14 protein-coding genes are annotated in these 18,260 nt (G+C 42.8%); 11 read left to right on the top strand and 3 right to left on the bottom strand.

Annotated features, from left to right (window positions below):
- The first annotated feature begins 594 nt into the window (after positions 1-594).
- The 4 genes from thrS (at position 595) to rnr (ending at position 7,121) form a co-directional block, all read left to right on the top strand.
- On the top strand, positions 595-2,529 hold the full coding sequence (thrS, locus tag CXF61_RS13885) for a threonine--tRNA ligase (protein ID WP_165598639.1): 1,935 nt from the start codon (positions 595-597) through the stop codon (positions 2,527-2,529).
- A gap of 23 nt (positions 2,530-2,552) precedes the next feature.
- Positions 2,553-3,056, top strand: coding sequence for a translation initiation factor IF-3 (gene infC, locus CXF61_RS13880; protein WP_057762155.1), 504 nt, complete (start codon positions 2,553-2,555; stop codon positions 3,054-3,056).
- 404 nt (positions 3,057-3,460) lie between these two features.
- Positions 3,461-4,705, top strand: a complete 1,245-nt coding sequence (locus CXF61_RS13875) for a toxic anion resistance protein (RefSeq protein ID WP_057762157.1) — start codon at positions 3,461-3,463, stop codon at positions 4,703-4,705.
- Positions 4,706-4,844: 139 nt separating this feature from the next.
- The gene (rnr, locus tag CXF61_RS13870; RefSeq protein WP_165598638.1) at positions 4,845-7,121 is read left to right on the top strand and encodes a ribonuclease R; all 2,277 of its coding nucleotides are present in this window, start codon (positions 4,845-4,847) and stop codon (positions 7,119-7,121) included.
- Between the two features lie 117 nt (positions 7,122-7,238).
- Here rnr and CXF61_RS13865 read toward each other — a convergent pair whose 3' ends face one another.
- The 3 genes from CXF61_RS13865 to hisA form a co-directional block, all read right to left on the bottom strand.
- A complete protein-coding gene (locus CXF61_RS13865; RefSeq protein WP_102094880.1) occupies positions 7,239-7,520 on the bottom strand; it encodes a hypothetical protein in 282 nt (93 codons plus the stop codon).
- 81 nt (positions 7,521-7,601) lie between these two features.
- Positions 7,602-9,275 carry a mechanosensitive ion channel domain-containing protein gene (locus tag CXF61_RS13860; protein ID WP_165598637.1) on the bottom strand — a complete coding sequence of 558 codons (1,674 nt, stop codon included), beginning with the start codon at positions 9,273-9,275 and terminating at the stop codon, positions 7,602-7,604.
- Positions 9,276-9,344: 69 nt separating this feature from the next.
- Positions 9,345-10,082: a 1-(5-phosphoribosyl)-5-[(5-phosphoribosylamino)methylideneamino]imidazole-4-carboxamide isomerase gene (gene hisA, locus CXF61_RS13855; RefSeq protein ID WP_102091064.1), complete on the bottom strand. Its 738-nt coding sequence runs from the start codon at positions 10,080-10,082 to the stop codon at positions 9,345-9,347.
- A 1,083-nt stretch (positions 10,083-11,165) separates the two neighbouring features.
- On the opposite strand from hisA, the gene CXF61_RS13850 reads away from it, so the two are divergent.
- From CXF61_RS13850 to CXF61_RS13820, 7 genes are all read left to right on the top strand, one after another.
- Complete coding sequence (locus CXF61_RS13850; protein WP_165598636.1) at positions 11,166-12,518, top strand: Na(+)-translocating NADH-quinone reductase subunit A; 1,353 nt, start codon at positions 11,166-11,168, stop codon at positions 12,516-12,518.
- Between the two features lie 5 nt (positions 12,519-12,523).
- On the top strand, positions 12,524-13,759 hold the full coding sequence (locus tag CXF61_RS13845) for an NADH:ubiquinone reductase (Na(+)-transporting) subunit B (protein WP_057762164.1): 1,236 nt from the start codon (positions 12,524-12,526) through the stop codon (positions 13,757-13,759).
- Positions 13,740-14,642 (top strand): Na(+)-translocating NADH-quinone reductase subunit C, encoded by a 903-nt coding sequence (locus CXF61_RS13840; RefSeq protein ID WP_165598635.1) that lies wholly within the window; start codon positions 13,740-13,742, stop codon positions 14,640-14,642. The genes CXF61_RS13845 and CXF61_RS13840 overlap by 20 nt, the downstream gene beginning before the upstream one ends.
- Before the next feature lies 1 nt (position 14,643).
- Entirely contained in the window at positions 14,644-15,315 is a 672-nt protein-coding gene (locus tag CXF61_RS13835; protein WP_101204727.1) for an NADH:ubiquinone reductase (Na(+)-transporting) subunit D, read from the top strand.
- Positions 15,315-15,923 carry an NADH:ubiquinone reductase (Na(+)-transporting) subunit E gene (gene nqrE, locus CXF61_RS13830; RefSeq protein WP_011281361.1) on the top strand — a complete coding sequence of 203 codons (609 nt, stop codon included), beginning with the start codon at positions 15,315-15,317 and terminating at the stop codon, positions 15,921-15,923. The genes CXF61_RS13835 and nqrE overlap by 1 nt, the downstream gene beginning before the upstream one ends.
- A 122-nt stretch (positions 15,924-16,045) precedes the next feature.
- Positions 16,046-17,281, top strand: a complete 1,236-nt coding sequence (gene nqrF, locus CXF61_RS13825; RefSeq protein WP_102078341.1) for an NADH:ubiquinone reductase (Na(+)-transporting) subunit F — start codon at positions 16,046-16,048, stop codon at positions 17,279-17,281.
- Between the two features lie 176 nt (positions 17,282-17,457).
- Positions 17,458-18,258 (top strand): SDR family oxidoreductase, encoded by an 801-nt coding sequence (locus CXF61_RS13820; protein WP_165598634.1) that lies wholly within the window; start codon positions 17,458-17,460, stop codon positions 18,256-18,258.
- Positions 18,259-18,260 lie beyond the last annotated feature (2 nt).

Genomic DNA, 18,260 nt, shown 5'->3' with positions numbered 1-18,260 from the left:
AATTATGAATGTTCAACACGCCCTAGTGTGCAATATTATTTAGCGCGCCAATTTTTAATGAAGATAAGCTTGTTTGATCTTCATAACTCGACTTATTTGTCCTGTCATTCTTGAGTATTTTCCTTAAACAAATTACCTCTTATATTTTTGAATGTTGATATTCATATAATTAGCACTATATACAAGCTAAGTTATTCAGGCTTATATGACGCTTTCAGTATATTGTCTTACATAGTGCACTATTTGATACTACCTTTATCATAAGATATGGTTCTTATATTAGTCGTCGCCCAATTCCTTGATATCTAGTGTTGAGAGACGGTTTTTGCTATAATAGGTATTTTGCTGCATTACTTATATATTTTGGCTGTTATGTTACTTCTATAGCGAAATGCGTTTTGCTGCAATGCTATTGATTAACTGGCTTTAAGCCTTGCATCAGCTCTAGCATATATAGTCATAATAAGTCTTTAGGTAATGCGTCCCTTTCACAACATATCACAATGATTAGATATAATTGATGTGGTCTCACGGTTATATGATTGATGGTTGCAATCATCACTGCCAACGGACTCAATAATAGGCGAATAGATTATGGTAGCGATTACTTTACCCGATGGTAGTGTAAAAGACTTTGAAGGTCATACAACAGTCATGGAAGTGGCGCAAAGTATTGGGACAGGACTCGCTAAAGCGACGGTTGCTGGACGTGTAAATGGTCATCTAGTAGATGCACATGATCCTATCGTCGCTGATGCCAATGTTGAAATCGTAACGCCAAAAGACGACGACGGTGTTGATATTATTCGTCACTCATGCGCTCACCTGTTAGGTCATGCTGTTAAACAGCTCTACCCTGATGTGAAAATGGTCATTGGTCCTGTTATTGATGATGGTTTTTATTACGATATCTTTAGTGAAACGCCATTTACGCCTGAGCATATGGAAGCGATTGAAAAACGCATGATGGAGCTGATCAAGCAAGATTATAACGTTATCAAGAAAATGACGCCCCGTGCCGAAGCGATTGAGATATTTGAATCACGTAACGAAGACTATAAGTTAAAGCTTATTAATGATATACCAGGTGAAGAAGCCTTCGGTTTGTATCATCATCAAGAATACGTGGATATGTGCCGTGGCCCGCATGTGCCAAACACGCGCTTTTTAAAAGTATTTAAACTGACCAAAATGTCAGGTGCTTATTGGCGCGGCGATGCGAAAAATGAGCAGTTACAACGTATCTATGGTACTGCGTGGGCTGATAAGAAACAGCTAAAAGCTTATATCCAGCGTATTGAAGAAGCAGAAAAACGTGACCATCGTAAAATCGGTAAAGCGCTGAACCTATTTCATATGCAAGAGCAAGCGCCAGGTATGGTGTTCTGGCATGCTAATGGTTGGACGATTTATCAAGTACTTGAGCAATATATGCGCAAAGTACAATACGATAACGGCTACGAAGAGATTAAGACACCTCAAATCGTTGATCGCAGCTTGTGGGAGCGTTCAGGACATTGGGGCAACTATGCAACCAATATGTTCACGACTTCTAGCGAAAACCGTGATTATGCAGTAAAACCGATGAACTGCCCTTGTCATGTGCAAGTGTTTAATCAAGGTTTAAAGTCTTATCGTGACTTACCACTGCGTATGGCTGAATTTGGTTCTTGTCATCGTAATGAGCCATCAGGTTCATTACATGGTCTGATGCGTGTGCGTGGCTTTACTCAAGATGACGCGCATATCTTCTGTACGCAGGCACAGATTCAACAAGAAGTTGCTGATTTTATTAAGCTAACGCTTGCCGTCTATGAAGATTTTGGCTTTGATAATATTATCATGAAGCTCTCTACCCGCCCTGAAAAACGTGTTGGTAGTGATGAGTCTTGGGATTTTGCAGAAAAAGCGCTAGCAGATGCGCTTGATAGCTCAGGGCTAGACTGGGATTATCTACCTGGCGAAGGTGCATTCTACGGTCCAAAGATTGAGTTCAGTCTAAAGGATTCATTAGGACGTATTTGGCAGTGCGGTACTATTCAGGTTGATCCAAACATGCCTGAGCGCCTAGATGCTGAATTTGTTAATGAGCAAAACGATCGTGAAGTACCTATTATGTTGCACCGTGCAATCTTAGGTTCGTTTGAGCGTTTCATCGGTATTTTGATCGAAAACTATGCCGGTTGGATGCCAGTATGGCTAGCACCGCAGCAAGTTGTGGTCATGAACATCACTGATAAACAGGCTGATGCATGCAAAAACGTAGTTAGCGAGCTCAAAAATGCAGGTTTGCGCGCTATTAGCGACTTGCGTAACGAAAAGATTGGATTTAAGATACGAGAGAAAACATTAGAACGTATTCCCTATATGCTAGTATTAGGGGATAAAGAAGTCGAATCGGGCAGTGTCAACGTCCGAACTCGCGAAGGTGAGAACCTTGGCGTGATGAGTGTTTCTGAATTTATTACATTAGTACAGACCGCTGTCAGTAAAAAAGGCCGACAGACCCCAAAAACAGATGAGGAGTAATACCTATTAAACAGTCCAACCGTTTGAACATCAACGAAGATATCAATGTCAAAGAAGTCCGTCTCGTTAAAGAAGATGGCGAGCAAATGGGCGTGGTTGATATCGCAACCGCGATGAAAGCGGCACGTGATGAAAATCTAGATTTGGTTGAATTAGTTCCTGAAGCTAAGCCGCCAGTATGTAAGATCATGGATTATAAGCACTTCCTCTATGATCAAAAGCAAAAGGCTAAAGAAGCTAAGAAGAACCAAAAGCAGACTCAGCTTAAAGAGATGAAGCTACGTCCTAGTACCGAAGAGGCCGATTATCAGGTTAAACTGAGAAAAATCGTGAGCTTCTTGGAAGATCAAGACAAAGTTAAAATTAGCATCCGTTTCCGCGGACGTGAAATGGCGCACCAAGATATCGGTCGCAAACAACTTGATCGTATCATTGAAGATACTGCTGATATCTCAAACGTCGAACAGTACCCTAAGATGGAAGGTCGTCAGATGGGTATGCTGCTTGGACCCACTAAGAAAAAGTAATCTGTTTATTGGATTGCTTTGAGTGGTGGCTGTTAGTCTATATAGCTATTTATAACTCTAACCATCAATATGCTGCGGGATATTGATGGTTTTTTATTATTTGGACTCAAAAACGGCAGTAATGAACGCAGCTATATTGAACATAAATAGCCTAGCATCATTGATTGACGCTATTTTACAAAACCCACCTTCTCAACTTTCTGATTACACGGTAATCTAAAGGTCTAGTTATATTTACTAGTTAGTATTTAGCAGTAACTAATGATCATTTGATAAAAATTAGTACGAGCTAAAAACATTTTATAAATGTATAAAAGCTAAGTGTATAAATAAAAACAATGTATATCACGACTGTCAGAGTCGTTGAAAAAACACTTCCCTTCTCCGATATCAGAGGATATTTCATGCAAGAATTGACGCCACCAGAAAACGCTACAACTCCCAGTATCTCTCTAACAGCACCTGAACCTGTCAAAGAAATACAGAAAAGTGAAGCAGATCAGATGGTCAAATTGGATGAAAGCCAAATTCCTGAGCTCGATGCCAAGGTTGATGCTTTTGTTGATCATGTGCTTACCAACTCTGTGCATAGCGATGAGTTTCGACAAAATGTGCAGTCTATTCATAATCTAGGTACCAAAGAGATTCGTGAATCTGCGCAAGTATCTAATCGAATGTTAGATTTGCCTGCAAAAAGTCTTAATGACAGTTTATTCGACAACTCTCCTATCGCCAAATCATTGACGGAACTACGCGGGATTGTCGAAGACTTAGATCCGAGCAAAAAAGAGCTGACCAGCTCACGCAAGTTGTTCGGTCTCATTCCGTTCGGCAATAAGGTGCAAGATTATTTCCGTCAGTATGAATCAGCACAATCACATATCAATGCGGTCGTTACCAGTCTCTACAATGGTAAAGATGAATTGCTCAAAGACAATGCGATGATTGAGCAAGAAAAAGTCAATATGTGGGAGCTGATGCAGTCTATTCGCCAGTATGTCTATGTTGGCAAAAAAATTGATGAGCAACTTGAGCAGAAGGTCTATGCGATAGAAGCAACAGATCCAGAAAAAGCGCGCATCATTAAAGAAGAGATGTTGTTCTATGTCCGTCAAAAAAACACTGACTTTTTAACCCAGTTAGCAGTGAATGTACAAGGCTATTTGGCGCTTGATACCATTCGCCGTAATAACTTAGAGCTGATTAAAGGTGTCGATCGCGCAACCACGACGACGGTATCTGCACTACGCACGGCTGTTGTCGTTGCTCAAGCCATGACCAATCAAAAATTGGTATTAGATCAAATCACTGCTTTGAATAAAACCACCAGTAGTTTGATTGAATCAACTTCAGCGATGCTCAAGCGTCAGTCAGGTGAAATCCATGAGCAGGCGACCAGCAGTAGCATTGAGCTTGATAAACTGCAAAATGCCTTCAATAATGTCTATGACACTATGGATATGATTAGCAATTATAAAATTGAAGCGCTAGAGAATATGAAGCAAACGGTCAATACATTGACCACTGAAGTAGATAAAGCACAAAAATACTTGGATAAATCAAATCAGACTACGGTGTTAGAAGTCTCAAAAGAGTTGGATAGTAAAAAAATCACTAACCAATCGAGCAATGTCGATATCGATATTTGATTTATCCCTATAGCGGTCGCCAGAAAACTGACCGCTTCCTGCTACCGAATACACATAAGACAATTGACGCAAGATATTGCGACGTCGTTCGTGTTAAGATAGCCACTGTTAATAATTTTAAAAATAGATACGGTAATTTATGAGTTGGAATGATCCAAACGCCTCAAGTGAGGCAAAAAAATATGACAACCCGATTCCTAGTCGTGAGCTGATACTCAGCACGATTAATGAACATGGGGAAGTCACGCATCAACAGTTGGCAAAAGCCTTTAACATTGATGATCCTGATCAGTTTGATGCTTTGGGCAATCGCCTAAAGGCAATGGCGCGTGATGGACAGGTGAATCGTGATGGTCGTCCTTATCGCTATCGCACAGTGACTAAGCAAGATATCGTCTCAGGTACAGTTTCTGCACATCCAAAAGGTTTTGGATTTGTGGTGCTAAGTGATATGCCAGATTTGTTTTTGCATGAAAAACAAATGCGCTGGGTATTCAATGGCGATACAGTAGCAGCCGTCGGGACTTCGACAGACAATCGTGGACGTACCGAAGGGCGTATCGTTGATGTTATCGAACGTCGTCAAAACAACTTTATTGGTACACTTGCTCGTGATGAAGACGGCTATTGTGTTGAGCTTGGTAGCCCGAACAATCATCAACCGATTACGGTTACTGATGACAATGTTCAGGCGCTAAATATTAAGCAAGGCGCTCCTGTCAAAGTCGATATCATTGACTGGCCAAACCAGCATGAATTTGCCACTGGTAAAATCACTGAAGTGCTGTCTGACGATAATGATCGTGAATTGATTATTGAGACTACCCTGCTCAACTATGATATCCCATCAGATTTTAGTGAAGCTGCGCTTAAGCAAGCTGATGACTATCAAGAGCCAACTGAGAAAGACATAAAAGGTCGTACAGATATACGTCATCTACCGCTTGTCACTATCGATGGCGAAGATGCTCGTGACTTTGATGATGCTGTATTTGCTGAAAAACGCTCTGGTGGTAACTACCGTGTCGTGGTTGCGATTGCGGATGTCAGCTATTATGTGACACCGAATTCACCACTTGACCAAGATGCCTATGAGCGTGGTACTTCAGTATACTTCCCGCATCGCGTAATTCCAATGTTGCCTGAAGTGCTATCTAACGGTCTATGCTCATTAAACCCTAATCTAGATCGCTTATGTATGGTGGCTGATATTAAGATATCGCGCGCCGGTAAAGTGACTGGATATGAGTTCTATCCGTCAGTGATGCATTCACAAGCCCGTCTCACCTATAATCAAGTAAATGATTATCTTGTGAACCCGAATGATAAGAGATTACCTAAATCATTAACAGGTAATAAAGACGTTAAAAAATCTGTTGATACCTTACATCAATTGTATGAGTTACTACTTAAAAAGCGTGAAGAACGTCATGCAATGGAATTTGAAACGGTTGAGACGTATATCAAGTTCAACGAAAAAGGCGGAATCGAAGCGATTTTACCGCGCACTCGTGGCGACTCTCAGAAGCTAATCGAAGAATGTATGCTGCTTGCCAATACTTGTGCTGCAAACTTCGCGCTTAAGCATGAGTTGCCAGTTTTGTATCGTAACCATGACAAGCCTGATAATGAGAAGTCGATGCGTATTCATGAATATGCAAAAAACTTTGGCTTACCATTCCCAGAAGAGAATCCAACGCAAGCGGACTATCAGCGCATTATCGAAGCAACTAAAGATAGACCAGATGCCATCAGTATTCATAGCATGCTACTGCGTTCAATGATGCAAGCAAACTATGCACCTGACAATATTGGTCACTTTGGCTTAGCATATGACGAATATAGCCACTTTACCTCGCCGATTCGCCGTTATCCAGATTTGATGTTGCATCGCGCGATTAAGGCAAAAGTCACCAACAGCCAACAACCTGTTATGGACTTTTCTCTTGAAGGTGCTGGCACACAAACATCAGATACAGAACGCCGTGCAGAAAAAGCATCACGTTATGTAGAGTCTTGGCTCAAGTGTCACTATATGACCGATCATGTTGGGGAAGAGTTCGAAGGTGTTGTGACTACGGTTACTAGCTTCGGTCTATTTGTCACATTGACTGACTTATATATCGATGGCTTGGTTCATATCTCAAACGTTGGCGATGACTTCTTTGTCTACGATGAGCAGCAACAGCAGCTTATCGGTAAAGATAAAGGTACGCTATTTGGACTTGGCGATTCGGTTAAAGTGAAGGTTGCGGGTGTCAATATGGATCTGCTACAGATTGATTTTGATTTGAAGGCTAAATTGCAATCTAGTGCAATGAACCAAAGCAAAAAAGGTCAACCGAAGAAAGAGCAGCTTAAGAAAGCTCCAGCGAAAAGAAGCAGTAACCGCAGAGGTGCTGCCAAAAAAAGCTAAGTTTAGACTGATACTTAGATACTGGTGTTGTAATACAATAAAAAAGGCTAACGTAATCGTTAGCCTTTTTTATGTTGTGTACTTTTGAGTTATAGATGATATAGCTATTTATTGTGCCTATTGCGCATCGTCTAATTGCTCTACACGGTCTTGCTCGGCTTGCTGCGCTTGATCAATTTTGCTAGTAGCACTATCTACGATAGCTTTCGGCTGTTGACTAAGTGGCTGGCTAGTAATATCTGTATCAGAGGTAGCTACTGTAGAATCAGGCTGTTCAGCCGCTACGCTACTGGCTGCGATCTCTCTATTTTGTTCGCGACTATTGCCATTGATGATGTTGAAGCCGAGTAATGCCACAATACCAATTACTGCAAAGATAATGACGTGTTTCATTTCCATAAAAAGCCCCGTATTTGAATAACCATCAAATATAGATTCTGTTGCACTTTTTATGCCTAAATCTTATTTAACGTCTAGTACCTATTCTTGCGGGCTATTATTATTCAATAAGTCAGTCTCATCTGAGCTTTGAGCAATCTCTTGCTCAACCTTTTCCATCAGCTTGTCGTCAGGACGGGCGTCGAGAACCTCATTAGCACTGCGACCTTGTAAAATGGTTTTGGCTCGAGCCTTAGCTTGTTTTTTATCTTGGTCATCCGTATGACTCTCGCTGACCTGATTTGTTTCAGCAGGTTTAGGAATCGTCGGCGTAATCGTTATATCAGATTGAACATTATTAGTATTGTTGGCACTGCTTTGCATGTGCTCAAAGGCTTTTTCTAACTTGTTGTTAAAGCGCAGACGATAAATAGGCTCAGGTAAGCTAAAGCCTTTATCTTCTAGTGCGTGCTTGGTCTCACGAATAGCGATACTGCGTGCTTTGGCAAAGTCAGTCTCTGATTGATCCACCCAAACCTGAAATTCCAAAATAATATTAGAATCGCCCACATTAGTAATGACCGCAATCGCCTTTGGTTCATTTAACACAAACGCCAGCGTATGTATCGCATCTAGCCCTACTTTAATTGCTGCTAAAGGATCATCATTGGCATCAACGCCCAATTCAAAAGTAAATCGGCGCTCAGGGTTTTTGGTGTAGTTTAGAATGGTACCTTTAAAGACTTCAGCATTAGGAATACGTAACTGATTACCATCTAATGTCATCAGTATCGTCGCGCGCGAGGTCAAACGAACCACGATGCCCTCTTGCCCATTAATCACGATATGGTCACGAGCACGAAAAGGTTGGCGAATGCTCAGCATTAATGAAGCGATATAATTTTCAATGGTATCTTTGACTGCGAAACCAACCGCAATACCAATGACACCTGCCCCACCAAGCAATGTACCTAAAATAGTCTCTGCACCTATCAGACTTAGCCCTAGAATCAGACCAAAGATAATAAAGATAACTTTGACCGTTTGCGACAGTAGCTCAGCGACAAATGGATTGGGTGTTAGACGTTGCCACATCTTTTTGCGATTAGATAACCAACTGCCAAACCATGCTACCAAGGCAAATATAACGATGCCAACTAATAGGAGTGGTAGCGCCTTCACTAGGTTGGTCACCTGCGCTTTTAAACCTTGATAGACCGTTGAGACATTCTCTTGGACATCTAGCGTGCGGTTAATTCTATCTTCTACAGTGACCACATCTGTTAGTCGGTTGGTTAAGTTGATCGCTTGTTGTGCTTTTTTTTCGTTGGCTGTCTCTCCCGTTAGGGTAACGACCCCTTGGGTGACACTAACGTTGACGGCTTGTAAGCCTTCGATTTCAGAGAAAATACCGCTGATACGTTGACGAATATCGTTGTCTTTTTGCGGTGTGGGTGTGGTCTCGATTTGAGCATTATTAGTGCTTTCGCCACTGATTACTGGCGGTGGATCAGGTGTTGGCAATGAGCTGGCGGGTTCTGTGGTATCACCTGTTGATGTCTCATTTTCTGATGTGGCAGAATTATCGTTAGATACGCTTTCCTCTATTATATCTACACCTTCAGTGGTCTCTATATCTAACGCCGTTGCGACACCAGAAATTTCTTCACTGGCAGCATGCGCTGAGAACGCAAAAAGGATGCTTAGTAGCAACACCATTTGACCCCACGCTTTTATAGCACTGCGTATTATTGGACGGTCAATGTAAGTGGCCATAAGCATCCTTTATTTTTTACGGATTTTTCTCGCTTAGCTGATTGCTAATAATTAGCTGCCTGACTTTATTTAACTATCTAAATAAAGCTGCGCTTCGCTCAAATTCAGTGTGCCTTCATAGATAGCACGACCAGTGATAATACCTTCGATACAATCACCATAAGGCTTTAACAGCTCAATATCTTTCATATCGGTAACGCCACCTGATGCAATCACAGGTAATCCGCCTTCACGCGCCAAATTAACAGTTTGTTCGACGTTAACGCCTTGCATCATGCCATCGCGGGCAATATCAGTATAAACGATTGAAGACACACCTACATCTGCAAAGCGCTTAGCAAGCTCGGTCGCTTTGGTATCTGTCACGTTTGCCCAGCCATGAGTGGCTACCATACCATCTTTGGCATCGATACCGACGATGATATGCCCTGCAAATTCGCGACAAGCTTCCGCGACAAAATCAGGATCTTCAACGGCTTTTGTACCGATAATAATATACGTCAAACCTGCGGTAATATACTGCTCGATGGTGTTCATGTTGCGTACACCGCCGCCCAATTGAATAGGCAGGTTCGGGTAGGCTTTGGTAATATCGTTGACCACTTGTCTATGTACTGGCACGCCATCAAAAGCACCATTCAAATCGACCAAATGTAAGCGACGCGCGCCTTCATCTACCCAACGCGCTGCCATAGCAACTGGGTCATCAGAGAACACCGTATCATCTTCCATACGGCCTTGTTTTAAACGTACACACTTACCATCTTTTAAATCAATAGCCGGGATAATGACGGGCACAGCACACATATAGCATTCCTTATAAAGCACAAGATTGGCAATAAATTTAGTAAATTAAAATTTTGAGAATGAAACGTTATTGAAGAATCAAATAACGAGAGAAAACGCTGCTTAAAAGTAGCATAAATCATGGACAGATCGAAAACCAAGACATCGCTAAGTTAGCAATCTGTTTGAATATAAATAAGAAAGACAGAAACTAGACAATCATAACCATAAGTTTTAGTACGTAGAATCACTACCAACAATCGTTAAATTCTATTACTGACTGGCAATTTTAGGTCAATTTAGCGTATAATCCTAGGTAAATTTTTATTTGTTTCTATGTGATAGTAACCATGTGTTACGCTTTTTGTTGAGTTGTTACGACTCACTAATACAGCATGGATCGAGCAATCGCTCAATACGCCAATAAAATATTGGCCAAGAAATTGCTAAAAAGGGCTATCTGAAAAATCTCAACCAATAGTCTCTAAACCATCGATTCTGCGGTATTTAACCTTAATTAGATGTCTTGCAAGTCCCTATCACTAGCTAACTATATTAAAACCGTTACGATTAAAACTATAGCAGCTTATAATAAGTGAAGTTTGCTTATCAGTTGCTTAGCTAGTTTGTCTTTTAACCAGTATATCATCTACCTTAATAGATCGTTATTTGGCCACACTCTTATTCTATCGAATATCTTTAGACGATATTCGTAAGCGAGAGAGGGTCAAACATACTGGTGTTACAAGTTTTAAATTTCAATGAAACGTGTGATAAAGCCATTTGTATTTAAACCAGTCTCTTTTAGCCATGTGCTGTAGCGATTGATTTCGATGAAACGGTTTTAGCATACACCTTGGTAGCCAGTCGCCACTTTGGTAATTCGAATAAGACGTTAACGTGTTGTTAAGGAGTCTAAGGTCAGCGTTAATACTCTTACTAGTAGTTATGATCATGTATTGTCTTCACAGAGCTTTCATCCCTATTTCACTATAAAGGAAATAGACGATTGAAGGCTTTGTTGAGTGATACAAACGTTCATGCTACCGATATACCAAACAGGACGTCTGGTATCGTTTTAGACTATGGACTAAGTTTTCGCTTATGATTACCATCAAAAAAGGTTTGGATTTGCCCATCACTGGTGAACCCTCCCGCGAGATATCTGAGCACCAACCAACACATGTAGCACTTGTTGGCTATGATTACGTGGGCATGAAGCCCACTATGAATGTCAAAGAAGGTGACATTGTAGCCAAAGGTCAGCCCGTTTATGAAGACAAAAAACGTGTTGGCGTGATCTACACTGCCCCTGCTGCCGGTAAGGTCGTCGCTGTTAAACGTGGCGAACGTCGAGTGTTTGAGAGTCTTGTGATTGCGGTCGACCCAAATGGTGAAGAAGTAGACTTTGAGCGCTATGACTCACAGCAGCTTGCTGACCTAGACTCTGAAGTCGTTGAAACCCAACTGATTGCCTCTGGCGAATGGACGGCGTTCCGTACGCGTCCTTATAGCCGCGCACCCGAAATCGGCGCTCGTCCACATGCTATCTTTGTCACAGCAATGGATACCAATCCACTTGCCTTTGACCCGATGCTTGTGATCAATGAGCAGCTACAAGCGTTCAATGATGGACTTGCTGTATTATCTACGCTTAGTCCAAAGACCTTTGTCTGCCATCATGGCGATACTCAACTGACGCCAGTTGCAAAAACTGCAGCGAATAACGTCACTGAGTATCATGGTTTTGCTGGTAAGCATCCAGCTGGTCTTGCCGGTACGCATATTCATTTCTTGCATCCTATCAGCCGCGGTGTGACCGTATGGACGATTGGTTATCAAGACGTGATTGCCATCGGTAAATTGTTCACGACAGGCCGTCTATATACACGCCGCATGGTGAGCTTAGCAGGTCCTGCGGTCACCAACCCGCATTTGGTTATGACCGAACGCGGTGCTGATATCACTGCATTAACCAAAGGTAAACTGGCTGCTGGCGAGAACCGTATCATTTCAGGTTCAGTATTGTCTGGTCGCAAAGTGTTTGAAAACATCGCCTATCTGGGTCGTTTTCACAATCAGATCAGCGTATTGACTGAAGGCCGTGAGCGTCCTGCGTTCCACTTCTTTACTCCAGGTAAAAACCGCTTCTCAAAACTGCCTATCTATATTTCGCAGTTCTTTGGTGGCAAAAAGTACGACTTTACTACCACAAGTAACGGCTCACCACGAGCGATGGTACCAATCGGTGTCTATGAAGAAGTCATGCCACAAGATTACCTACCAACTCAATTACTACGTGCATTGATCGTCGAAGACATCATTAGCGCCGTAGATTTGGGCGTGCTTGAACTGGACGAAGAAGATTTGGCACTATGCACCTTTGTATCTCCTGGCAAATATGAATTCGGTGATATTTTGCGTGATAACTTAACGCGCATTGAACTGGAGGGCTAACCACGATGAAATTTTTACACAATATGTTCGATCGTATGGAGCCATCTTTCACCAAAGGCGGCAAACACGAAAAGTATTACGCTATTTTTGAGATGTTTGATACGTTCTTACGTCAACCAAGCTCAACCACATATGCGTCATCGCATGTACGTGACGGGATTGACCTAAAACGTATTATGATTACCGTATGGCTATGTACCTTCCCAGCAATGTTTTGGGGTATGTACAACATTGGTCATCAAGCACTAACCGCTATCGCTCAGCTTGGCTTGCAGCCTGAAGGCTGGCGTACTGTGATCACTAGCATGGCAGGCTATAACCCAGACAGTATCTGGGCAAGCTTCGTCTATGGTGCGATGCAGTTTTTGCCTATTTATATCGTGACGTTTGCGGTAGGTATTCTCTGTGAGATTATCTTTGCTGTCGTCCGTGGACACGAAGTTAACGAAGGTTTCTTTGTGACTTCAGTTCTATTTGCATTATGTCTACCACCTGATATTCCTTTATGGCAAGTTGCCCTAGGTATTATCTTCGGTGTGGTTGTCGCAAAAGAAGTGTTCGGTGGTACTGGTAAAAACTTCCTTAACCCTGCCCTATCGGGTCGTGCATTCTTATACTTTGCTTATCCAGCCTATATGTCTGGTGACTCAGTATGGACAGCAGTAGATGGTTTCTCAGGCGCGACACCACTTGGCCTTGCAGCCCTTGGTGTAGTTCCTCAGGACTTCGTTGATGTTTACGGTAATGCCATCACGTGGAGTGATGCATTCTTAGGTAACATGCAAGGCAGTATCGGTGAAGTATCGACGCTAGCCATCCTAATGGGTGCAGCAGTACTGCTATGGACGCGTATTGCTTCTTGGCGCATTATGGCAGGTTGTGTGGTCGGTCTGATTGCTACGTCTCTTGTGTTCAACATGATTGGTTCTGAAGACAACATGATGATGAGCTTGCCGTTCTACTGGCACTTAGTTATCGGTGGCTTTGCTTTCGGTGCTGTATTTATGGCAACCGACCCAGTATCAGCTGCGCATACAAACAAAGGCCGCTGGGCTTACGGTATCTTGATTGGTTTTATGACCGTATTGATTCGCGTCATCAACCCTGCTTTCCCAGAAGGCATCATGCTGGCCATTCTATTCGCCAACTTATTTGCTCCATTGTTTGATTACTTTGTGACTCAAGCAAATATCAAACGCCAAACCGCTCGGAGGGTTCGCTATGTCCAAGCCCAAAAGTAATAACGCGAAAACCATCAGTGTGGCTTTGACGCTATGCTTGGTGTGTTCAGTGTTGGTCTCAGCAGTGGCTGTTGGTCTAAAGCCTGCGCAAGTTGAAAACGCACGTTTAGACCGCAACAAAAACATCTTAGTTGCGGCTGATATGTATGACGCTGAGTCTGATACAGCAGATGATGTCGCCGAACGTTTTAAAGACTTTGAAGTAAAAATCATTGATCTAAACGAAGGTACTTATCTCGATGACGACGCGCTAAAAACTGCTGGCATCCCTGATCGTAATGCTTATGACGCCAGTCAAGCGACAAAAAACCAAGCTCTAAGTGAAGACTTGGGTGACAACGATCCTGCTGGTATTGGTCGTAAGCCAAAATATGCCAAGGTCTATGTCAAAAATGATGACGCAGGTCAGCCAGAAACGGTTGTATTGCCAATTCAAGGCTACGGTCTATGGGGCACTATCTATGGTTTCTTAACGCTCGAAAGTGATATGAATACCATCAAAGGTATCAGTTTCTACGAGCATAAAGAAACCCCAGGCCTTGGCGCTCGTATCGAAGAGCCAGAGTGGCGCGCAAAGTGGAGCGGTATCGAGTCTTATGACGAGAATGGTAACGTTGCCACTGGTGTAACCAAAGCTGGTAACCCAAAAGAGAACTGGGTTGATGGCATCAGCGGTGCAACATTGACTAGTCGCGGCGTCAGCAACATGATTCAGTTTTGGTTAGGCGAGCAAGGTTATAAGCCTTATCTAGATACGCTACGCGAAAAGAGTGGCCAAACGGTTGAAGGTGCAGACACGCAAGCAAATCAATCAAAGCTGGCAGCTCAACCTAAAACCGAATTGGCAGCCAAGCTACCAGTAGCAAACGGCAAGGAGGCATAACATGGCTGACACTAAAAGCATTTTAACCACGCCTATCTTTGATAATAACCCAATTGCCCTACAGATCCTTGGTATCTGTTCGGCATTGGCTGTCACCACTAGCATGGCTAACGCTATGGTCATGTGTGTGGCATTGACCTTGGTAACAGCATTTTCAAGCTTCTTTATCTCGATTATCCGTAAACAGATTCCATCAAGCATTCGTATCATCGTACAGATGACGATTATTGCTTCGTTGGTTATCTTGGTTGATCAGGTACTAAAAGCAGTGGCTTATGACGTCAGTAAAGGTCTATCTGTCTTTGTTGGTTTGATCATCACGAACTGTATCGTTATGGGCCGTGCTGAAGCATTTGCTATGAGCAACCCACCAGTCCCAAGCTTTTTAGACGGTATTGGTAACGGTCTTGGTTACTCAGCAGTATTACTATTCGTTGCAACTATCCGTGAGCTATTGGGTGCTGGTACTTGGTTCGGTATTACGATTCTACAGCCAGTCACTGATGGCGGTTGGTACATACCAAACGGTCTATTACTGTTACCACCATCAGCGTTCTTTATCATTGGTTTATTCATCGCTGTTGTCCGTATCTGGAAACCAGAACAAGTTGAAGAAGCTGAGTTTGTAATGAAGCCGCAGTCTAAAGGCATGGCACATGGAGGCGGTCACTAATGGGACATTATGTTAGTTTATTTATAACCTCAGTCTTTATTGAGAACATGGCGCTTGCCTACTTCTTAGGCATGTGTACTTTTTTGGCCGTATCCAAAAAAGTCTCTACAGCGATTGGTCTAGGTGTTGCGGTTGTTGTCGTAATGGCAATTACCGTTCCACTAAACAATTTACTATTCCAGTTCATCCTAAAAGATGGTGCGCTGGCATGGGCAGGTTTCCCTGATATCGACTTGAGCTTCTTAGGATTGCTAAGTTATATCGGTTTGATTGCAGCCACCGTACAGATCCTAGAGATGTTTTTGGACAAGTTTGTACCGAGTCTATATAACGCGCTTGGGGTATTCTTACCACTAATCACCGTAAACTGTGCCATCTTGGGTGGTGTACTGTTTATGGTTGAGCGTGACTATAACTTTGGTGAATCTGTTGTCTATGGTGTGGGTGCAGGCTTCGGTTGGGCACTTGCTATTACAGCATTGGCGGGTATCCGTGAAAAGCTAAAATACTCAGATATTCCAGCACCGCTGCGTGGTCTTGGTATTACTTTTATCACGGTTGGTCTTATGTCGCTCGGCTTTATGTCGTTCGGTGGTATGTCCATCTAAACCGCTAAGCTCAAAGCTTTCATTAGCTATTTGACTTATTTAATTCATTTATTCGGTAGAGGTTTGGGTACAGCATATATTATGCCCCCTCACCCCTACCCCATAGATTAAGGATACCTACCATGGATTACGCTACGGCGATTGGTGGCGTTGCTATGTTTACCTTGATCATCATGGGCCTTGTCGCTATTATTTTGGCGGCACGCTCAAGACTGGTCAGTTCAGGCGATGTCACTATCCATATTAATGATAATCCCGATAATGATGTGGTGACACCAGCTGGCGGCAAACTACTACAAACGCTAGCGGGCGAAGGTATATTTTTATCTTCAGCTTGTGGTGGTGGTGGTACTTGTGCGCAGTGTCGTTGCCGCGTTATTGAAGGTGGTGGTTCTATTTTGCCCACCGAAGAAGGCTATTTTACCCAAGGTGAAATCCGTAATCACATGCGCTTAGCTTGTCAGGTAGCTGTTAAGCAAGACATGAAGATTGAAATTGATCCTGAGTTCTTTGATGTACAGAAATGGGAATGTGAAGTTATCTCTAACGATAACGTTGCCACTTTCATTAAAGAGCTGGTACTAAAAATTCCAGAAGGCGAAGAAGTAAACTTCCGCGCTGGTGGTTATGTACAGTTGGAAGCGCCACCGCATGAAGTGCACTACAAAGACTTTGTGGTTGATGAAGAGTATAGAGAAGATTGGGAAAAATTCGGTATCTTCAACTATGTCTCAAAAGTTGATGAGCCTGTTATCCGTGCTTACTCAATGGCCAACTATCCTGAAGAGAAAGGCCTCATCAAATTTAACATCCGTATCGCAAGTCCACCGCCACGTGGTCCTGACGGTATTCCACCAGGCAAAATGTCTTCATGGGTATTTAGCTTAGTACCTGGTGACAAAGTGACAGTTTCAGGTCCTTATGGTGAGTTCTTTGCCAAGAAGACCGAAGCTGAAATGATCTTTGTTGGTGGTGGTGCTGGTATGGCACCAATGCGCTCGCATATCTTTGATCAGCTCAAACGCTTGAACACTGATCGTAAGATTAGCTTCTGGTATGGTGCTCGTTCTATTCGTGAGATGTTCTACGTTGAAGACTATGATCAGCTAGAAGAAGAGTTTGATAACTTTGAGTGGCATGTTGCACTGTCTGACCCATTACCAGAAGATAACTGGGAAGGTCCAACAGGCTTTATCCATAACGTATTGCTCGAAAACTATCTGAAAGATCATCCAAACCCAGAAGACTGTGAATACTACATGTGTGGGCCACCGATGATGAACGCTGCTGTAATCGACATGCTACACAGCATGGGCGTGGAAGACGAAAACATCATGCTTGATGATTTCGGTGGTTAAGTTAGAGACTTAATCTGACAGCACAAATCTAAGAATAAAAAAAGAGGCTCAATTGAGGCTCTTTTTTTTGTGCGATTTTTACACATAGTAGTGCCTTTGCAGACTACAAATCTAGCTAGTAGAGTCGCTTTATTATCCTATATTATGGACTATCTAAACATTAAGAAAGGACTCTTATGAAAACGAAATACAAAGATTTAACTATTTGGATTACAGGTGCTTCTAGCGGTATTGGACAAGCATTAGCCGTTGCCTTCGCCAAGCGCGGAGCTAGGATTATTCTAAGTGGTCGTGACAGTGATAAGTTAGAGGTGGTCAAAAACAGCTGCAAACGTGCTAACAAGCATATCGTCGTTCCTTTTGATATCAGTGATGCCAATCAAACCAAAGAAGCTTATGACACTGCTAAAGCTCAGGCTGGCAAAATCGATTGGCTCATTAATAATGCTGGTATCAGTCAGCGTTCGCTCATCATGGATACGGCTGAAGAGGTTGAACGCCAAATCATGGAAATAGATTATTTTGCTCAGACGCGCCTTACTAGACTTGCGTTGCCTGACATGATCGCACAAGGCGGCGGTAAAATAGTCATGGTATCGAGTGTGGCAGGCCTATTGGGTACACAATATCGCGGCGCTTATGGGGCAGCCAAGGCAGCGCTGCATATGTGGGCAAATAGTTTGCGTGCTGAGCTACATGACCAAGGTATCGAAGTAGCCACGATATTCCCCGGGTTTATTCAGACTAACATCTCTATCAATGCGTTGACTGGCGACGGTAGCGCACAGGGTACGATGGATGAAGCCACCAATAACGGTCTGACGGCGACTGAGTTTGCCAAACAAGTAGTGAAGGCGCTCACCAAGGGAGAAGAATATATCATCGTCGCTGGTCGCAAAGAAAAACTGGCCACACAGGTCAACCGCGTCTCTCCGCCAAAACTCTATAAGCTCATACGTGAGTCACAAGTAAAATAATC

The sequence above is a fragment of the Psychrobacter sp. 4Dc genome (assembly GCF_002836715.1).
GTDB lineage: Bacteria > Pseudomonadota > Gammaproteobacteria > Pseudomonadales > Moraxellaceae > Psychrobacter.
The sequence above is the reverse complement of the archived record's forward strand: the minus strand, read 5'-3'. Positions and strand labels throughout refer to the sequence as shown.

Excerpts from the sequence above, each read along its gene's own strand:
- CXF61_RS13835 (WP_101204727.1), top strand. The coding sequence starts at position 14,644 with ATGGCTGACACTAAAAGCATTTTAACCACGCCTATCTTTGATAATAAC.
- CXF61_RS13850 (WP_165598636.1), top strand. The coding sequence starts at position 11,166 with ATGATTACCATCAAAAAAGGTTTGGATTTGCCCATCACTGGTGAACCC.
- hisA (WP_102091064.1), bottom strand. The coding sequence starts at position 10,082 with ATGTGTGCTGTGCCCGTCATTATCCCGGCTATTGATTTAAAAGATGGT.
- CXF61_RS13875 (WP_057762157.1), top strand. The coding sequence starts at position 3,461 with ATGCAAGAATTGACGCCACCAGAAAACGCTACAACTCCCAGTATCTCT.
- thrS (WP_165598639.1), top strand. The coding sequence starts at position 595 with ATGGTAGCGATTACTTTACCCGATGGTAGTGTAAAAGACTTTGAAGGT.
- CXF61_RS13840 (WP_165598635.1), top strand. The coding sequence starts at position 13,740 with ATGTCCAAGCCCAAAAGTAATAACGCGAAAACCATCAGTGTGGCTTTG.
- CXF61_RS13865 (WP_102094880.1), bottom strand. The coding sequence starts at position 7,520 with ATGGAAATGAAACACGTCATTATCTTTGCAGTAATTGGTATTGTGGCA.
- nqrE (WP_011281361.1), top strand. The coding sequence starts at position 15,315 with ATGGGACATTATGTTAGTTTATTTATAACCTCAGTCTTTATTGAGAAC.
- rnr (WP_165598638.1), top strand. The coding sequence starts at position 4,845 with ATGAGTTGGAATGATCCAAACGCCTCAAGTGAGGCAAAAAAATATGAC.
- nqrF (WP_102078341.1), top strand. The coding sequence starts at position 16,046 with ATGGATTACGCTACGGCGATTGGTGGCGTTGCTATGTTTACCTTGATC.
- CXF61_RS13845 (WP_057762164.1), top strand. The coding sequence starts at position 12,524 with ATGAAATTTTTACACAATATGTTCGATCGTATGGAGCCATCTTTCACC.
- CXF61_RS13860 (WP_165598637.1), bottom strand. The coding sequence starts at position 9,275 with ATGGCCACTTACATTGACCGTCCAATAATACGCAGTGCTATAAAAGCG.
- CXF61_RS13820 (WP_165598634.1), top strand. The coding sequence starts at position 17,458 with ATGAAAACGAAATACAAAGATTTAACTATTTGGATTACAGGTGCTTCT.